The organism is Streptomyces sp. NPDC057682 (assembly GCF_042799575.1).
Classification (GTDB): domain Bacteria; phylum Actinomycetota; class Actinomycetes; order Streptomycetales; family Streptomycetaceae; genus Streptomyces.
The window spans coordinates 79,855-94,229 of the sequence record NZ_JBHVIN010000002.1; the positions used below are offsets into that span (position 1 = coordinate 79,855).

Below are 14,375 nucleotides of genomic sequence, written 5' to 3' on the forward strand. Positions count from 1 at the left end.
GGCCGTGCTGTGCGGCTCAGCCCTTGACGGCACCGGCGGACATGCCGGTGACCAGGTGCTTCTGCGCGAACAGGAAGACCAGGGCCGCGGGTATCGCGATGAGCACGGACGCGGCGGTCATCGGGCCCCACTGGGCGCCGTACCGGTTGACGAACAGCTGGAGGCCGCCCGCGAGGGTCAGGTTGTCCTCGCCGACCAGGAAAGCGGAGGCGTACGCGACCTCGCCCCAGGCGGTGATGAAGGAGTAGAACGCGGTGACGGCGATGCCGGGCTTGGCCAGCGGCAGGATGAGCCGCCAGAACGTGCCGAACGGGGTGAGCCCGTCGACCTGTCCGGACTCGTCGATCTCGCGCGGGATGGTGTCGAAGAAGCCCTTCATCATCCAGGCGCAGAACGGCACCGAGATGGTGAGGTAGGTGATGACGAGACCGGACGGCTTGTTGAGCAGTCCCATGCTCGCCATGATGTTGTAGATCGGCACGATGAGGACGGCGACCGGGAACATCTGAGTGATCAGCAGCGTCCACATCAGGCCGCGCTTCCCGGGGAAGCGGAAGCGGCTGACGGCGTAGCCGGTGGAGGCCGAGATGATCACGCCGGCCAGCGTGGTGAGGCCCGCGACGATCAGCGAGTTGCCGAACCAGGTCAGGAACTTCGTGTTCGTGATGAGGTTCGTGTAGTTCTCGAACGTCGTGTCCTTGAAGAAGTCCGTGGTGGTGGCGAACTCGGCGGGCTTCAGCGAGGTGAGCAGGACCCACAGCACGGGGAACACCGCGATCACGGACGCGACGATCAGCGTCAGGTGCAGTGCCGTGGAGGCCAGCGGCGAACGCTCGCCGCGCAGCCGGACCTTGGCGGGGCGCGGGGCGGAATGCCGCGCGGTGGAGGTGGGTGCGGTGGTCACCAGTCGTCTCCCTGCGTGCGGAGGACTCGCCGGTAGATCGCGGCGAAGACCATCAGAAGGACGAGGATCAGCACGCCCCAGGTGGAGGACTGCGCGAAGTCGCGCGGGCTGATCTCGAAGGAGAACTTGTACGCCTGGGTGACCAGGATCTGCGTGGCCTCGCCGGGCCCTCCGCCGGTCAGCAGGAAGATCACCGGGAACATGTTGAAGGTCCAGATGGTGGAGAGCAGGACCACGGTCGTGGAGACCGGGCGCAGTCCGGGCATGGTGACGTGGCGGAAGCGCTGCCACGGGCTGGCGCCGTCCATCTCCGCGGCCTCGTACTGCTCGCTGGGGATCGACTGGAGGCCGCCGAGGAGCGCGACCATCATGAACGGCACGCCGAGCCAGACGTTGACGATGATGACGGAGACCTTGGCCAGGGTGGGGTCACCGAGCCAGTCGATCCCGCCGATGCCGCCGCCGGAGAGAATCTTGTTGAGCAGCCCGCGGTCCTCGTTGTAGAGGAAGCGCCAGGCGAAGACCGAGACGAAGCCGGGGATGGCCCAGGGAAGGATCAGCGCCATCCGGTAGGCGGAGCGCCCGGCGATCCTCCGGTTCAGGATGTTGGCCAGTGCCAGGCCGAGGGCGAAGGTGATGGTGACGCAGGAGACCGTCCACACCAGGGTCCACCAGAGCGTGCCGAGGAACTGCTGACCGGTGAGCGCGTCGGTGTAGTTGTCCAGGCCCACGAACTTGTACGTGGCGGGCATGTGGTTGACACCGATGGACCGCGCGACGTTGCGCTCGTTGGCGTCGGTCAGCGACAGGTAGATACCGCGGACCAGCGGGTACCCGATGATCACGCCGATCACGAGGACGACCGGGGCCACCATCGCCCAGGCGTACCAGTGCGTCGACAGGGCCCGCCGGAGCCGTCCCGGCGGCGGGGGGTTACCAGTACCGCGGCTCCGGCCGCGGGCGCTCTCGTCGCCCGCGGCCTTCACCACCGACTGGCTGGTGTGGACAGCCATCAGTCGGCCTGCCTTCCTGAGTTACTTCCAGCCCTTGAGGAGCTTGCGGTAGGAGTCACCGGTCGTCTTGACCGCCTTCTCCGGGGTCGTCTGACCGGTGAGGACCTTGGTGTACTCGGTCACCAGCGGCGCGAAGAGGCTGCCGGTCTCCGGGATCCAGGGGCGCTCGACCGCGCTCTCGACGACGGGCTTGAAGAAGCCGACGATCTCGTTGTCGACGACCGACTCCTCGGCGTAGGCGGAGGTGCGGGTCGGCAGGAGGTTGAGCTCCTTGGTGACCTGGGCCTGCGTCTTGACGGAGGTCATGTAGTCGACGAAGGCGTAGGAGGCGTCGAGGTTCTTGGAACCGGCGTAGACGGCCAGGTTGTGACCGCCCTGCGGGGCGCCCTGGGCGGCGGAGCCGGCCGGGACCGGGGCGACGCCCAGGTTGGCCTTGTCCTTGAACTCCTTGCCGGCGTAGGTGTCGGCGACGGCCCACGGGCCGTTGATCATCATCGCGACGTCGCCGTTCTTGAACGACGCCTGCATGTTCTCCCAGCCGTCCGTGGCGTCCGTCTTGGCGGCACCCGAGTCGACCAGGTCCTTGACGACCTTCATCGCCTTGACACCGGCGGCGTTGTCGATGGTGACGGTCTTGTCGGCGGCGTTGACCATGTCGCCGCCCTCGCCGTACAGGAAGGAGAGGAACCAGTACGCGTCGTCGCCGCGCAGGTAGAGGCCGGTCTTGCCGGTCTTGTCCTTGATCTTCTTCGAGACGGTCTTCAGGTCCTCGACGGACTTCGGGACCTCGACGCCGGCCTCCTTGAAGATCTTCTTGTTGTAGAAGACGCCCATGGAGTCGATGACCTGCGGCACCGCGTACGTCTTGCCGTTGTACTTGGTGGAGGCGGCGGCCTGCTTCAGGAAGTCCTCGGGCTTCTTGAGCGCGGTGGTGCCGTCGAGCGGGGCCAGGTAGCCCAGGTCCGCGAACTCGGGCGTCCAGGCGACCTCGGAGCGGATCACGTCGGGGGCGCCGGAGCCCGCCTGCGCGGCGTTCTTGAACTTGTTCTGCGCGTCACCGAAGGGGACGTTGACGTACTTGACGTCGACCTTCGGGTGCAGCTTCTCGAAACCCTCGGCGATCTTCTTGAAGACCTTGTCCTCGCTGCCCGCCGTGGAGGTGTCCCACCACGTGACGGTGCCGGAGAGCTCGCCGGAGCTCTTCGAGGTGCCGTTCGAACTGTCGTCATCGCTGCCGCAGGCGGTCGCCGCGAGCGCCAGGGCCGCGACCAGGGCGGTGGCCGTTATGCCACGTCGCATCTGAACTCCTTCAACTGCCGTACCGCTCCGTCGCGGCGCCGGGTCGACGTGAACGTAACAAGGATGAAAGACGACCGAAAGAGTTTGCGGAAGATTTCTGCAAGCTCCGGTGATCGTTACATTCGCGTGTCCTCACGGTTGCCGTCAAGCCTCTTGACGGAACCGGCTACCCCCTGGCAGAAGCGCCCCACCCCGGGTGATTCCGCAGTGCGACGATCCGACCGCAGACAGCGGGGAGGGTCCGCAAGAGCTTGCAAGATGTTGCCGATGCCCCGCCGGAGTCCGTCGCAAGGGGCCCGAGCGGCGCCGCCGCGACGGCCGGCCGGAGCCGAGGCCGCGGGCACCGCCGCCCGAATCCCGTGCATGGTGGGCAATCCGACCCGCTCCCGGTACAGTCCAGTGCCATGACCGCACGGCTTGCCGATATCGCCACTCAGGCGGGGGTCAGCGAAGCGACGGTCAGCCGCGTGTTGAACGGCAAGCCCGGTGTCGCCGCTGCCACCCGTGAATCCGTCCTCGCGGCGCTCGACGTCCTCGGCTACGAGCGGCCCGTGCGGCTGCGCCGGCGCAGCGCCGGTCTCGTCGGCCTGATCACGCCCGAGCTGGAGAACCCGATCTTCCCGGCGCTCGCCCAGGTCATCGGCCAGGCACTGACGCGCCAGGGCTACACCCCCGTGCTGGCCACCCAGACCCCCGGCGGCTCCACCGAGGACGAGCTGACCGAGATGCTGGTCGACCGGGGCGTCTCCGGCATCATCTTCGTCTCCGGACTGCACGCCGACACCTCCGCCGACATGGGGCGCTACGAACAACTGCGCGCCCAGGGCGTGCCCTTCGTCCTGGTCAACGGTTTCTCGCCCAAGGTGCAGGCACCGTTCATCTCGCCGGACGACCGGGCCGCGATGCGGCTGGCGGTGACCCATCTCGTCTCGCTCGGCCACACCCGGATCGGGCTGGCGGTCGGCCCCAAGCGCTTCGTCCCGGTGCTCCGCAAGATCGAGGGCTTCCACGCCACGATGCGCGAGCAGTTGAACCTCGCGGCGGACGACGTGGAGGAGCTGATCCAGCACTCCCTGTACACGCTGGAGGGCGGCCAGGCGGCCGCCTCGGCGCTGATGGAGCGGGGCTGCACGGCGGTCGTCTGCGCGAGCGACATGATGGCGCTGGGCGCGATCCGGGCCGCCCGCAGGCTCTCCCGCGAGGTCCCGCGCGAACTGTCGGTGGTCGGATACGACGACTCACCGCTCATAGCGTTCACGGATCCGCCGCTGACCACGATCCGGCAGCCGGTGACGGCCATGGGCCAGGCCGCGGTGCGCACGCTGCTGGAGGAGATCGGCGGCACGCCCGCCCCGCACAGCGAATTCGTCTTCATGCCCGAGCTGGTGGTGCGCGGCTCGACCGCCGCGGGACCCGGCGCCGGCCCCGGCTCGGGAGCCCCGGCCGTTCCAGGATCCCACGCGCGCTGATCCCCCGCGCGCCGATCCCACGCGCGTTCACCCCCCGCAGGATGTGCGGGCCACCCCCCGCCGGAGGATCATCGGGCGAAGGGGGCAAATCTGGCAGACTCTGTGCCTATGGGTGAATTGAGCGTGAAACCACAGGAAGGCCGGTCGAAGGCCACCCCGTCACCCATCGTGAACGAGGCGGCCGACGAGGCGAAACCCCAGCGCACCGCGTACGCGGACCGGATCGGCAGACTTCCCGCCCGGCTCAGGTCCGGGCTGAGCGGCCCGCACTCCCCGGGGCGGCCACGGCTCTGGTTCGAAATCCTGCTCATCGCGGTCAGTTACTGGCTGTACTCGCTGGTGCGCAACGCCGTCCCGGAACAGAAGGCGGCGGCCCTCGCCAACGCCGACTGGATCTGGTCGGCCGAGCGCTTCCTGGGCATCGCGTTCGAGCAGTCCGTCAACCACGCGGTCAACTCGGTGACATGGCTGATCGTGTCGATGAACTACTACTACGCGACGCTGCACTTCGTCGTGACCATCGGGGTGCTCGTCTGGCTCTTCCGCCGCCACCCCGGCCGCTACGCCCCCGCCCGGCTCGCGCTGTTCGCGACGACCGCGGTGGCCCTGCTCGGCTACTACCTGTACCCGCTGGCCCCGCCCCGGCTGATGAACGGCGGCCACTTCATCGACACGGTCATGATCCACCAGACCTGGGGGTCGATGGCCTCGGGCAACTTCAAGCAGATGTCGAACCAGTACGCGGCGATGCCGTCCATGCACATCGGGTGGTCGCTGTGGTGCGGGCTGACGGTGTTCGCCCTGGCGTCCGCCCCGTGGGCGCGGATCCTGGCCCTGGTCTACCCGGCCGTGACCCTGATGGTGATCGTGTCCACGGCCAACCACTTCTGGCTGGACGCCGTGGGCGGCATGGTCTGCCTGGCCTTCGGTTACGCGGTGTCGTACGCCTGGTACGGGGCGCTGCCGCACCACCTGCCGAAGCGGATCGCGCCGAAACCCGCCCGGCGTCCACGGCTGACGGCGGTGCGCAGGCCTCCCCGGCCGCTGCGGGACGCGCCCCGCCCCCGGCGCCGGGGCGCTCAGGCCGCCCCGTAGAACATCTCCTCCACCACGGCGCGGGCCCGGCGCGTGATCCGGCGGTAGTCGTCGAGCATGTCCCCGACGTGCCCGGCCTCGTAGCCGAGGTAGCGTCCCACGGCGGTCAGCTCCCTCGGCACGGACGGGAAGGTGTCGCCGGGCCGGCCGCGGACCAGCATCACGGCGTTGCGCACCCGGGTCGCCAGCACCCACGCCTCGTCCAGCGTCCGGGCGTCCTCGCCGGAGATCAGCTCGGCCGCGCAGGCGGCGGCCAGCGCCTCGCGGGTGCGGGTGGTGCGCAGCCCCGGCTCGGCCCAGCCGTGCCGCATCTGGAGCAGTTGCACCGTCCACTCCACATCGCTCAGCCCGCCGCGCCCCAGCTTGGTGTGCAGGGTCGGGTCGGCGCCGCGCGGCAGCCGCTCGGACTCCATACGGGCCTTGAGCCGGCGGATCTCCCGGACGGCGTCCTCGCCCAGCCCCTCCGCCGGATACCGCAGCGGATCGATCAGGTCGACGAAGTCGCGGCCCAGGTCCGCGTCGCCCGCCACCGGCTGGGCGCGCAGCAGCGCCTGGCTCTCCCACACCAGTGACCAGCGCCGGTAGTAGGCCTCGTACGACTTCAGGGTCCGCACCAGCGGCCCGTTCTTGCCCTCGGGGCGCAGATCGGCGTCGATGAGCAGCGGCGGGTCCGCGGTGGGCAGCTGGAGGAGCCTGCGCATCTCGGCGACCACCCGGTTCGCGGCCCGGCCGGCCTCCTGCTCGTCGACGCCCTCGCGGGGCGCGTGGACGAACAGCACGTCGGCGTCGGAGCCGTAGCCCAGCTCCTGGCCGCCGAAGCGGCCCATGCCGATCACGGCGAAGCGGGTCGGCAGGGTGTCGCCCCACTCCGCGCGGACGGCGGCGCGCAGCGCCCCGGCGATCGTCACCGCGTTCAGATCGGTGACGGCGCCGCCGACCCGGTCGACGAGCGCCCCCGGGTCGGGTTCGGCCGGGTTCTCCTCGGTGCCGTAGGAACCGATGAGGTCGGCGGCGGTGGTGCGGAACAGCTCGCGCCGGCGCACCCCGCGGACCACGGCGACCGCCGATTCGGCGTCGTCCGCGCGGCCGACGGCGGCCAGCACCTCCTGCTCCAGGTTCTCCCGGCTGCGGGGCGTCAGCCCCTGCGGGTCGCCGAGGAGCGCGACGGCCTCGGGGGCCCGCATCAGCAGATCCGGAGCGAGCCGGCCGGCCGACAGGACCCGGGCCAGGTTCTCCGCCGCCGCGCCCTCGTCGCGCAGCAGCCGCAGATACCACGGGGTCTTGCCGAGGGCGTCGGACACCTGGCGGAAGCCGAGGAGCCCGGCGTCCGGGTCGGCGGAGTCCGCGAACCAGCCGAGCAGCACCGGCAGCAGGGTGCGCTGGATGGCGGCCTTGCGCGAGACGCCGGAGGACAGGGCCTCCAGATGGCGCAGGGCGGCCGCCGGGTCCTCGTAGCCGAGCGCCTCCAGACGGTGCGCGGCGGCCTCGGTGCTGAGCCGGGACTCCCCCGGTGCCAGCTGGGCCACGGCGTCGAGCAGCGGACGGTAGAAGAGCTTCTCGTGGAGCCGGCGGACCACGGAGGCGTGGCGCCGCCAGGCCTGGTTCAGCTCGGTGACGGGGTCGGTGCGCAGCCCCAGCGAACGGCCGATCCGGCGCAGGTCCGGTTCGTCCTCGGGCACGAGGTGGGTGCGGCGCAGCCGGTAGAGCTGGATGCGGTGCTCCAGGGCGCGCAGGAAGCGGTAGGCGTCGTCGAGCTGGGCGGCGTCCACGCGCCCCACGTAGCCGCCCGCGGCGAGCGCCCGCAGTGCCTCCAGCGTCGATCCGCTGCGCAGGGTGGCGTCGCTGCGCCCGTGCACGAGCTGGAGGAGCTGCACGGCGAACTCCACGTCGCGCAGTCCGCCGGGCCCGAGCTTGAGCTCGCGGTCGACACGGTCGGCGGGGATGGTGTCCACGACGCGGCGCCGCATCTTCTGCACGTCGGAGACGAAGTTCTCGCGTTCGGCGGCCTGCCAGACCAGCGGGGAGACCGCCTCCACGTACTCGGCGCCCAGCTCGGGGTCGCCGGCCACCGGCCGGGCCTTGAGGAGCGCCTGGAACTCCCAGGTCTTCGCCCAGCGCTGGTAGTAGGCCAGATGCGAGGAGAGCGTGCGCACCAGGGGCCCGTTGCGGCCCTCGGGGCGGAGGTTGGCGTCCACGGGCCAGATGGTGCCCTCGACCGTGGTGTCGGAGCAGATCCGCATCATGTGGGCGGCGAGGCGGGTGGCGGCCTGCATCGCGGCGCTCTCGTCGGCGTCCCCGGCCGGTTCGCCGACGAAGATGACGTCCACGTCGGAGACGTAGTTCAGCTCGTGACCGCCGCACTTGCCCATCGCGATGACCGCGAGCCGGCAGCGCGCGGCGTCGGCGGGCTCCGCCGTGCGGGCGATGGCGAGGGCGGCGCGGAGCGTGGCGGTGGCCAGATCGGCCAGTTCGGCCGCGGTCTGGGCGACGTCCGTCGTCCCGCACACATCACGGGCCGCTATGGCCAGCAGGCACCTGCGGTAGGCGACGCGCAGCGCGTCGGGGTCGGCGGCGTCGGCCAGCTCCCGTTCGAACTCGGGGACGCCGGGGTGCAGATCGGCCGCCTCGTACGTGACGAGCGCCTGCCAGTCGCGCGGGTGGCGCGCCAGGTGGTCCCCGAGCGCCTCGGACGCCCCGAGCACACCGAGCAGCCGGTCCCGCAGGGGTTTGGCGGTGACGAGCGTGTCCAGCAGGACCTGCCGTTCGGCGGGCTCCTCGGCCTCGACGAGCCGGACGAGGCCGCGCAGCGCCAGATCGGGGTCGGCGGTGGCGCCGAGCGCTTCGAGCAGGACGGGGTCGGAGCGTACGGAGGAAAGGTCCGGCAGTTCGAGCAGCCGCTCGGCGGCGGACGGGTCGGTGAATCCGTGCCGCAGCAATCGGGTGAACGTGCTGCTCCTGCGCCCCGGCAACGTCGTCATTCCGTGCTCTCCTGCTCGCCGCCCGATCACCTTCCGGTCTTCCGAGCCTAGCGGGGTGTGGGGGGTGCGGGGTTGTCCGTGTGCGGGGTTCCGTCCTCAATCTCCCCCATAGCCTTAAAGGCATGGGGGGACCCCCTCGACGGGCTTGTTTGTGCGGGGTCCCCGCGGGGCGCCTTTGTCCGGTGGGTGGGGGTCCGGGGTCCCTCCGGGGCGACTCCTCGAACGACGAACGTGCGGGGACCTCGTACACGTACCCCGGTCTGTGTTCGTCGTTCTGCGGGGACGCCCCTGCACGCCCCCGAACCCGGCCGTCGTGCGTCTGCGACAGCGTGATTCACCGGCGTGAGGACGCACAACCGGCCCGGGTGGGGGCGTGCAGGGGTGTCCCCGCAGGAAATGGCGTACGACCCGACCCACTCCTCGTACCCGGGTGAACACGCCATTTCCGAGGAGTCACCCCGGAGGGACCCCGCCCCCACCCACCGGACAACGGCGCACCCCGCACCCCCGGAGGGCTATCGCGTGCCGATCACGACGGTCGCGTACCACTCGTCGGAGGTGACCACGCGCGGGAGGAGCCCGCCGGCGCGGACGGTCTCCTCGGCGCGTGCGGCCTGGCGTTCGCTGGTCTCGACGAGGAGGCTGCCGCCGGGGGCCAGCCACCGGGGCGCCTCGGCGGCGACGCGGCGCAGCACGTCGAGGCCGTCGCCGCCGCCGTCGAGGGCGACGAGCGGTTCGTGGTCGCGGGCCTCGGCGGGCAGGAGGGGGACGTCGTCCGTGGGTACGTACGGCACGTTGGCGAGGAGCACGTCGACGCGTCCGCGCAGGGAGCGGGGCAGGGGGGCGAAGAGGTCGCCCTCGTAGACCCGGCCGCGGGGGCCGAGGTTGCGCCGGGCGCAGCGCACGGCGGCGGGCTCGACGTCGGCGGCGTGCAGTTCGATGTCGCTCCGCCGGGCGGCGAGGGCCGCGCCGAGGGCGCCCGTACCGCAGCAGAGGTCGACCACGACGGCGGAGTCGGGGGCCAGGCCGACGGCCTGGCGGACCAGGAACTCGGTGCGGCGGCGGGGCACGAAGACGCCGGGGTCGACGGCGATCCGCAGTCCGCCGAACTCGGCCCAGCCGAGGACGTGTTCGAGGGGGTGTCCGGCGACGCGGCGCCGGGTCATGGTGCCGAGTTCGGCGGGGGCGGCGGCGGTGGCGGCCAGGAGCGAGGCCTCCTCCTCGGCGAACACGCAGCCGGCCGAGCGCAGCGTGGTGACGAGGGCGGAGAGGTCGTGCGGGGACAGGGGGACCGGCATGGAGCGGTGCCTTTCGGAGAACGCCGAGGGGTGCTCCGGGCCGGACACGCCCTAGAGAGGGCCGGCCGCGCGCTCGTGGGAGGGGAGCACCCGCGCTGATACAGCGGTGATGGGTCCCACCTCCTTCGGTACGCCCCGTGCGGGGACGGCGTCGCCCCGGCTTCCGGGGATGCGAAACACTACCGCAGCCGGGGCCGCCGCCGTACGGGGTTCAACGTTTGCGGGGCGTCCAGTCGTTGCCGCCGTCGATGAGGCGGTTGTGGACGGCGATCGACTTGTTGGCCGCCTTGATCTCGCGGATGTCGGCGCTGAACTGGCGCTCGATCTGCTGGCCGTCGAAGTTCTCCGTACGGCGGCGGTGCTTGAGCGATACGCGCACGATCAGGAAGACGATCACGGCGAGCAGAATTCCGAACACGACAAGTACGTCTGTCATCGGTCGTCCCCCGTTCGCGGCACGCTCCGACGCGGCGGCCGTACGGCCATTGTCCTTGATCACGGTCCAGGAGTCCACTGCTCGGACGCGAGGGGGACCCTGGCCGACCAGCGGATAATGGGGCCATGGAGCGCGCTGTGGGACTGCGGGAACGCAAGAAGCAAGCCACCCGGCAAGCCGTGCACGAGGCGGCCCTGAGGCTGACCGTGGAACTGGGCTTCGACCAGGTCACGGTGGAGGCCGTCGCGGACGCGGCCGGGATCTCCCGTCGGACGTTCTCCAACTACTTCGCCGGCAAGGAGGACGCGCTGCTGCACGGCGAGGAGCAGCAGATCCGGGAGCTGGTGCGGGCGGTGCGCGAGCGTCCGCAGGAGGAGGACGCGTGGCCGGCGCTGCGTGCGGCGGTGGCCCTCTTCGCGGAGCGGGTCCCGCCTCCGGAGCGGGAGTGGGCGGTGCGGACCCGGCTGGCGATGGGGCATCCCTCGCTGCTCGCCCGGCAGTTGGCCAATCACGCCGCGATGGAGCGGGATCTCGCGGACGCCGTGGCGGGGCGGGGCAGCGGTACGGGCGCGCCGGTGCGCCCGCTGGTGCTCGCGGCGGCGTTCCTGGCCGCGCTGCGGATCGCGATGCGGATCTGGATCGAGGAGGATCTGGCCCGGGAGCCGGCCGAGGTGATCGACGAGGTCCTGGAGGAGATGGGCCGCGCCTTCGGCTGACGCGTCAGGGGGCGGCGGGGCCGGGGCCTTCCTCGGCCTCCGTCGTCCGCGCGGCCTGCGCGGTCCCGGTGATCTCCGGGCAGTGGGTCCGGGTGTAGATGGTGGGCATGCAGCGGTTGCAGTGGATGCACTGCGAGCGGGTGGCGGCGTCGCGGCGGATGCGGTGCAGCAGATCGGGTTCGCGCAGCAGGGCGCGGGCCATCGCGACGAACTCGAAGCCCTCGGCCATGGCACGGTCCATGCCCGTGCGGTCGGTGACGCCGCCGAGCAGGATCAGCGGGAGTCCGAGGGCGGCCCGGAACTGCCGTGCGTCGTCGAGGAGGTACAGCGGCCGGTAGGGGTACGCGCGGAAGAACCGGTGCCCCGAGGCCCGGATGGCGAGCCGCTGGGGCAGCGGGAAGTTGGCGGCGAACTCGCGGACGGGGGCGTCGCCGCGGAAGAGGTACATCGGGTTGAGCAGGGAGCTGCCGGCGGTCAGTTCGAGGGCGTCGACGCTGCCGTCCTCCTCCAGCCAGCGGGCCACCTGAAGGCTCTCCTCCAGGGTGAGTCCGCCGCGTACGCCGTCCTTCATGTTCAGTTTGGCGGTGATGGCCAGCCGGTCGCCGAGTGCCTCGCGCACGGCCCGGGTCACCCGGAGCGCGACGGTGGCGCGGGCGCGCGGGGAACCGCCGAAGGCGTCGGTGCGGCGGTTGAGCCGGGGGCTGAGGAAGGCACCGGCGAGGTAGTTGTGGCCGAGGTGGATCTCCACCGCGTCGAACCCGGCCTCGGCCGCGAGCAGCGCCGCCTCGGCGTGGGCGCGCACGACCCGGTCGATGTCCTCGGCGGTGGCGGCCCGGTTGCGGCGCATGCTCAGCGCGTTGAACCCGGCCATGGGGGCGAGCGAGGGCGCCCCGTTGGACCGCCCGTCGGCGACGGGTCCGGCATGCCCGAGCTGGGCGCAGACGGCGGCCCCGGTGCCGTGCACGGCCTCCGTGAGCCGGCGCAGCCCCGGCACCGCCTCGGGCCGCATCCACAGCTGCCGCCGCTCGGTGCGCCCCTCGGGCGCCACCGCGCAGTACGCCACCGTCGTCATCGCGACCCCGCCCGCCGCGGGCCGCAGGTGGTAGTCGATCAGCTCCGGCGTCACCAGCGCGTCCGGCGTGGCCCCCTCGAAGGTCGCCGCCTTCAGCACCCGGTTCCGCAGCCGCAGCGGCCCGAGCCGGGCGGGCGCGAGCACGTCCGGTACCGCGTGGTCGTTCCCGTCTGCCGTTTCCGGTCCGGTCACCATGGCGCGCAGCATGACAGAGATCTGACGAATAGTCAGCAACCGTGCGGGGCCGCCGGGGACGTCGGGGCCGGGCCGTCCGGGGACGCCGTCGCGGGGCCGCCGGGGCCCGGTTGTCAGTGCCGTCTGTCAGGCTCGTCCGTGCACATCACCACCGTGGCCGAGGGGGGCACATGGCCAGGCGCACACGCCAGCAGGCGCGCGGACGGAAGCGGACCGGGGGCGGCAAGGGCATCGCGATCCACCACGACATGAAGGTGTACGAGAACTTCGAGCGCTCCGCCCAGCGGATCTTCGCGTGCGTCCAGCGGGCGGAGGAGACGGCGCCGGGTGCCCCGCGCTTCCTCTACATCGACATCCAGGGCCACCGCAACGAGGCGGGCGGCTTCGATCACGACGCGCACGAGCTGATGCGGGACTACGCGATGGGTTTCCTGCTCCCCTACCTCACGGAGGTGCACACCCCGCTGCTCTCCGTGCGCAATCCGAAGCCGCAGCGCAACGACGTCCCGCACGTCCTGGGGATCAACCACCCCACCGACGGCTCGGCCTTCGGATACGACGGCAACGCGCTCGGCATCAGACCCCGCGAGACGCGTCCGACCGAGCGCAGGACACCGCCCACGGTGCGGGCCATCGCCCGCTACCTCGGGATGGAGGAGGCGTGCTGTCTGGTCTGCTGGAGCAGGACCGTGGAGCGCGCCCATGTGGTGCCGAAGGCACTGGGCGGCTCGATGGACGTCCGGAATTTCGCCCTGCTCTGCCCCGACCACCACGCGGAGGCCCCCGACGTGGCGGACGCCGAGAGCTTCTGGGCCTGGGTGGACTACGCGGAGCTGCGGGACAGCCCGGCCAAGTGGAGCGCCGCTCCCGAGGAGCTCAAGGAGTTCCTGCGCACGCACCACGTCCGGGTGGACCGGGAGCCCCGTGAGCCGCTGTCGTTCTTCTCCGCGGTGAAGGAGCAGCTGAGGTCGCTCTACGGCTGGAAGGAGGACGACCTGCGGGCGGCGGACTGGTCGGAGCTGATGGACGAGTTCCACCGGGTGCTCGACACGGCGACCGGGCGGCACTTCTCCATCGAGAAGAAGGTCTCCACCCATGCCTGGGCCTACGACATCGCGCTGCGCCGGATCCGCGACGAGGGGGACGCGATCGTGCGCGCCACCATGTGACGGATCCGGCACGCCTCAGTTCTGGTTCACCGGCCACACCGCCGCCGGATCGCAGTGGTCCGGACAGGCCAGCAGATAGACCTCGTTGCCGAGGAACAGGTTGTACGTGTCGGCGCCGACGCTGTACGGCTGCTCGGGAAGGCCGGGGTGGACCTCGAATTCCATGTCCTCGGGGACCTGGCACAGATAGACCAGTTCGGCCCCGCAGGCGCAGGTGTGCTCCTCGGGGTCCTGGGCCCAGGAAGGGGTGCCGCCGACCTTGAAGGTCTGCTCTCCGAGGCCTCGGGCGCTCGGGGTCTCCGCGTACGGGCGGAGCGTGAGCCGTCTGGCCCGCACGGAGGGCTCGCGCTCCTCGGTGGGGTGGGAGGCCTCGCGCTGGAGGAGGACGCGCCAGAACGGGCCGGGGTAGGGGTCCTGCGGGGCGTCCCAGTAGCGGGGCACCAGACGTTCGCCCTCGTAGGAGGCGTCGGTGGCCTCGTTGTGGTCCCTGCAGTGGAAGACCAGGAGGTGGTCGCCGCCGAAGTGGGCGATGTCCTCGGGCACGTCGAGCTGGAAGAAGAGCGCCAGCCGTTCGCCGCAGAAGCAGACGGGCCATTCCTGCCCGGGGTCAAGGAAGGGGTGGCCGCCCAGGGAGTTCCGGGCGGGCCCGTCCAGCGGTCCGTCCCCGGTCTCGATGGTGTGGGCGGGCAGCGCGGCCCGCGTCGGACGTATCTCTGTCTCCGGCATCCGGT

Annotated in this window: 12 protein-coding genes; 4 read left to right on the plus strand and 8 right to left on the minus strand. The window is 71.4% G+C overall.

What is annotated here, in order from left to right:
• Nucleotides 1-16: 16 nt before the first annotated feature.
• From ACFVDM_RS03150 to ACFVDM_RS03160, 3 genes are read right to left on the minus strand one after another with little or no spacing between them, the layout of a single operon-like run.
• Nucleotides 17-904 (minus strand): sugar ABC transporter permease, encoded by an 888-nt coding sequence (locus ACFVDM_RS03150; RefSeq protein WP_383632332.1) that lies wholly within the window; start codon nt 902-904, stop codon nt 17-19.
• Nucleotides 901-1,917: a carbohydrate ABC transporter permease gene (locus ACFVDM_RS03155; protein WP_383632335.1), complete on the minus strand. Its 1,017-nt coding sequence runs from the start codon at nt 1,915-1,917 to the stop codon at nt 901-903. Before ACFVDM_RS03155 ends, ACFVDM_RS03150 begins: the two co-directional genes overlap by 4 nt.
• Before the next feature lie 21 nt (nt 1,918-1,938).
• Entirely contained in the window at nt 1,939-3,216 is a 1,278-nt protein-coding gene (locus ACFVDM_RS03160) for an extracellular solute-binding protein (protein ID WP_383632338.1), read from the minus strand.
• Nucleotides 3,217-3,620: 404 nt separating this feature from the next.
• Here ACFVDM_RS03160 and ACFVDM_RS03165 point away from each other — a divergent pair, with 404 nt between their 5' ends.
• Together ACFVDM_RS03165 and ACFVDM_RS03170 are read left to right on the plus strand one after the other, a co-directional pair.
• The gene (locus ACFVDM_RS03165) at nt 3,621-4,685 is read left to right on the plus strand and encodes a LacI family DNA-binding transcriptional regulator (protein WP_383632341.1); all 1,065 of its coding nucleotides are present in this window, start codon (nt 3,621-3,623) and stop codon (nt 4,683-4,685) included.
• Nucleotides 4,686-4,793: 108 nt separating this feature from the next.
• Nucleotides 4,794-5,780, plus strand: a complete 987-nt coding sequence (locus ACFVDM_RS03170) for a phosphatase PAP2 family protein (protein WP_383632344.1) — start codon at nt 4,794-4,796, stop codon at nt 5,778-5,780.
• On the opposite strand, the gene ACFVDM_RS03175 is transcribed toward ACFVDM_RS03170, so the two are convergent.
• The 3 genes from ACFVDM_RS03175 to ACFVDM_RS03185 form a co-directional block, all read right to left on the minus strand.
• Nucleotides 5,765-8,758 carry a bifunctional [glutamine synthetase] adenylyltransferase/[glutamine synthetase]-adenylyl-L-tyrosine phosphorylase gene (locus ACFVDM_RS03175; RefSeq protein WP_383632347.1) on the minus strand — a complete coding sequence of 998 codons (2,994 nt, stop codon included), beginning with the start codon at nt 8,756-8,758 and terminating at the stop codon, nt 5,765-5,767. The two genes, ACFVDM_RS03170 and ACFVDM_RS03175, sit on opposite strands and share 16 nt — an antisense overlap.
• Nucleotides 8,759-9,273: 515 nt before the next feature.
• Complete coding sequence (locus ACFVDM_RS03180) at nt 9,274-10,056, minus strand: putative protein N(5)-glutamine methyltransferase (RefSeq protein ID WP_383632350.1); 783 nt, start codon at nt 10,054-10,056, stop codon at nt 9,274-9,276.
• A gap of 211 nt (nt 10,057-10,267) precedes the next feature.
• Nucleotides 10,268-10,492: a hypothetical protein gene (locus ACFVDM_RS03185; protein WP_383632353.1), complete on the minus strand. Its 225-nt coding sequence runs from the start codon at nt 10,490-10,492 to the stop codon at nt 10,268-10,270.
• A gap of 125 nt (nt 10,493-10,617) precedes the next feature.
• Between ACFVDM_RS03185 and ACFVDM_RS03190 the strand changes: the two genes are divergently transcribed.
• Complete coding sequence (locus tag ACFVDM_RS03190) at nt 10,618-11,208, plus strand: TetR family transcriptional regulator (RefSeq protein WP_383632356.1); 591 nt, start codon at nt 10,618-10,620, stop codon at nt 11,206-11,208.
• Between the two features lie 4 nt (nt 11,209-11,212).
• Here the strand turns inward: ACFVDM_RS03190 and ACFVDM_RS03195 are convergent, their stop codons facing one another.
• Nucleotides 11,213-12,475 (minus strand): NADH:flavin oxidoreductase, encoded by a 1,263-nt coding sequence (locus ACFVDM_RS03195; protein ID WP_383632359.1) that lies wholly within the window; start codon nt 12,473-12,475, stop codon nt 11,213-11,215.
• Nucleotides 12,476-12,645: 170 nt separating this feature from the next.
• Between ACFVDM_RS03195 and ACFVDM_RS03200 the strand changes: the two genes are divergently transcribed.
• Nucleotides 12,646-13,644, plus strand: a complete 999-nt coding sequence (locus tag ACFVDM_RS03200; protein ID WP_383632362.1) for an HNH endonuclease signature motif containing protein — start codon at nt 12,646-12,648, stop codon at nt 13,642-13,644.
• A gap of 15 nt (nt 13,645-13,659) precedes the next feature.
• Here ACFVDM_RS03200 and ACFVDM_RS03205 read toward each other — a convergent pair whose 3' ends face one another.
• Nucleotides 13,660-14,370, minus strand: a complete 711-nt coding sequence (locus ACFVDM_RS03205) for a hypothetical protein (RefSeq protein ID WP_383632365.1) — start codon at nt 14,368-14,370, stop codon at nt 13,660-13,662.
• Nucleotides 14,371-14,375 lie beyond the last annotated feature (5 nt).

Excerpts from the sequence above, each read along its gene's own strand:
- ACFVDM_RS03155 (WP_383632335.1), bottom strand. The coding sequence starts at position 1,917 with ATGGCTGTCCACACCAGCCAGTCGGTGGTGAAGGCCGCGGGCGACGAG.
- ACFVDM_RS03160 (WP_383632338.1), bottom strand. The coding sequence starts at position 3,216 with ATGCGACGTGGCATAACGGCCACCGCCCTGGTCGCGGCCCTGGCGCTC.
- ACFVDM_RS03165 (WP_383632341.1), top strand. The coding sequence starts at position 3,621 with ATGACCGCACGGCTTGCCGATATCGCCACTCAGGCGGGGGTCAGCGAA.
- ACFVDM_RS03170 (WP_383632344.1), top strand. The coding sequence starts at position 4,794 with ATGGGTGAATTGAGCGTGAAACCACAGGAAGGCCGGTCGAAGGCCACC.
- ACFVDM_RS03175 (WP_383632347.1), bottom strand. The coding sequence starts at position 8,758 with ATGACGACGTTGCCGGGGCGCAGGAGCAGCACGTTCACCCGATTGCTG.
- ACFVDM_RS03180 (WP_383632350.1), bottom strand. The coding sequence starts at position 10,056 with ATGCCGGTCCCCCTGTCCCCGCACGACCTCTCCGCCCTCGTCACCACG.
- ACFVDM_RS03185 (WP_383632353.1), bottom strand. The coding sequence starts at position 10,492 with ATGACAGACGTACTTGTCGTGTTCGGAATTCTGCTCGCCGTGATCGTC.
- ACFVDM_RS03190 (WP_383632356.1), top strand. The coding sequence starts at position 10,618 with ATGGAGCGCGCTGTGGGACTGCGGGAACGCAAGAAGCAAGCCACCCGG.
- ACFVDM_RS03195 (WP_383632359.1), bottom strand. The coding sequence starts at position 12,475 with ATGGTGACCGGACCGGAAACGGCAGACGGGAACGACCACGCGGTACCG.
- ACFVDM_RS03200 (WP_383632362.1), top strand. The coding sequence starts at position 12,646 with ATGGCCAGGCGCACACGCCAGCAGGCGCGCGGACGGAAGCGGACCGGG.
- ACFVDM_RS03205 (WP_383632365.1), bottom strand. The coding sequence starts at position 14,370 with ATGCCGGAGACAGAGATACGTCCGACGCGGGCCGCGCTGCCCGCCCAC.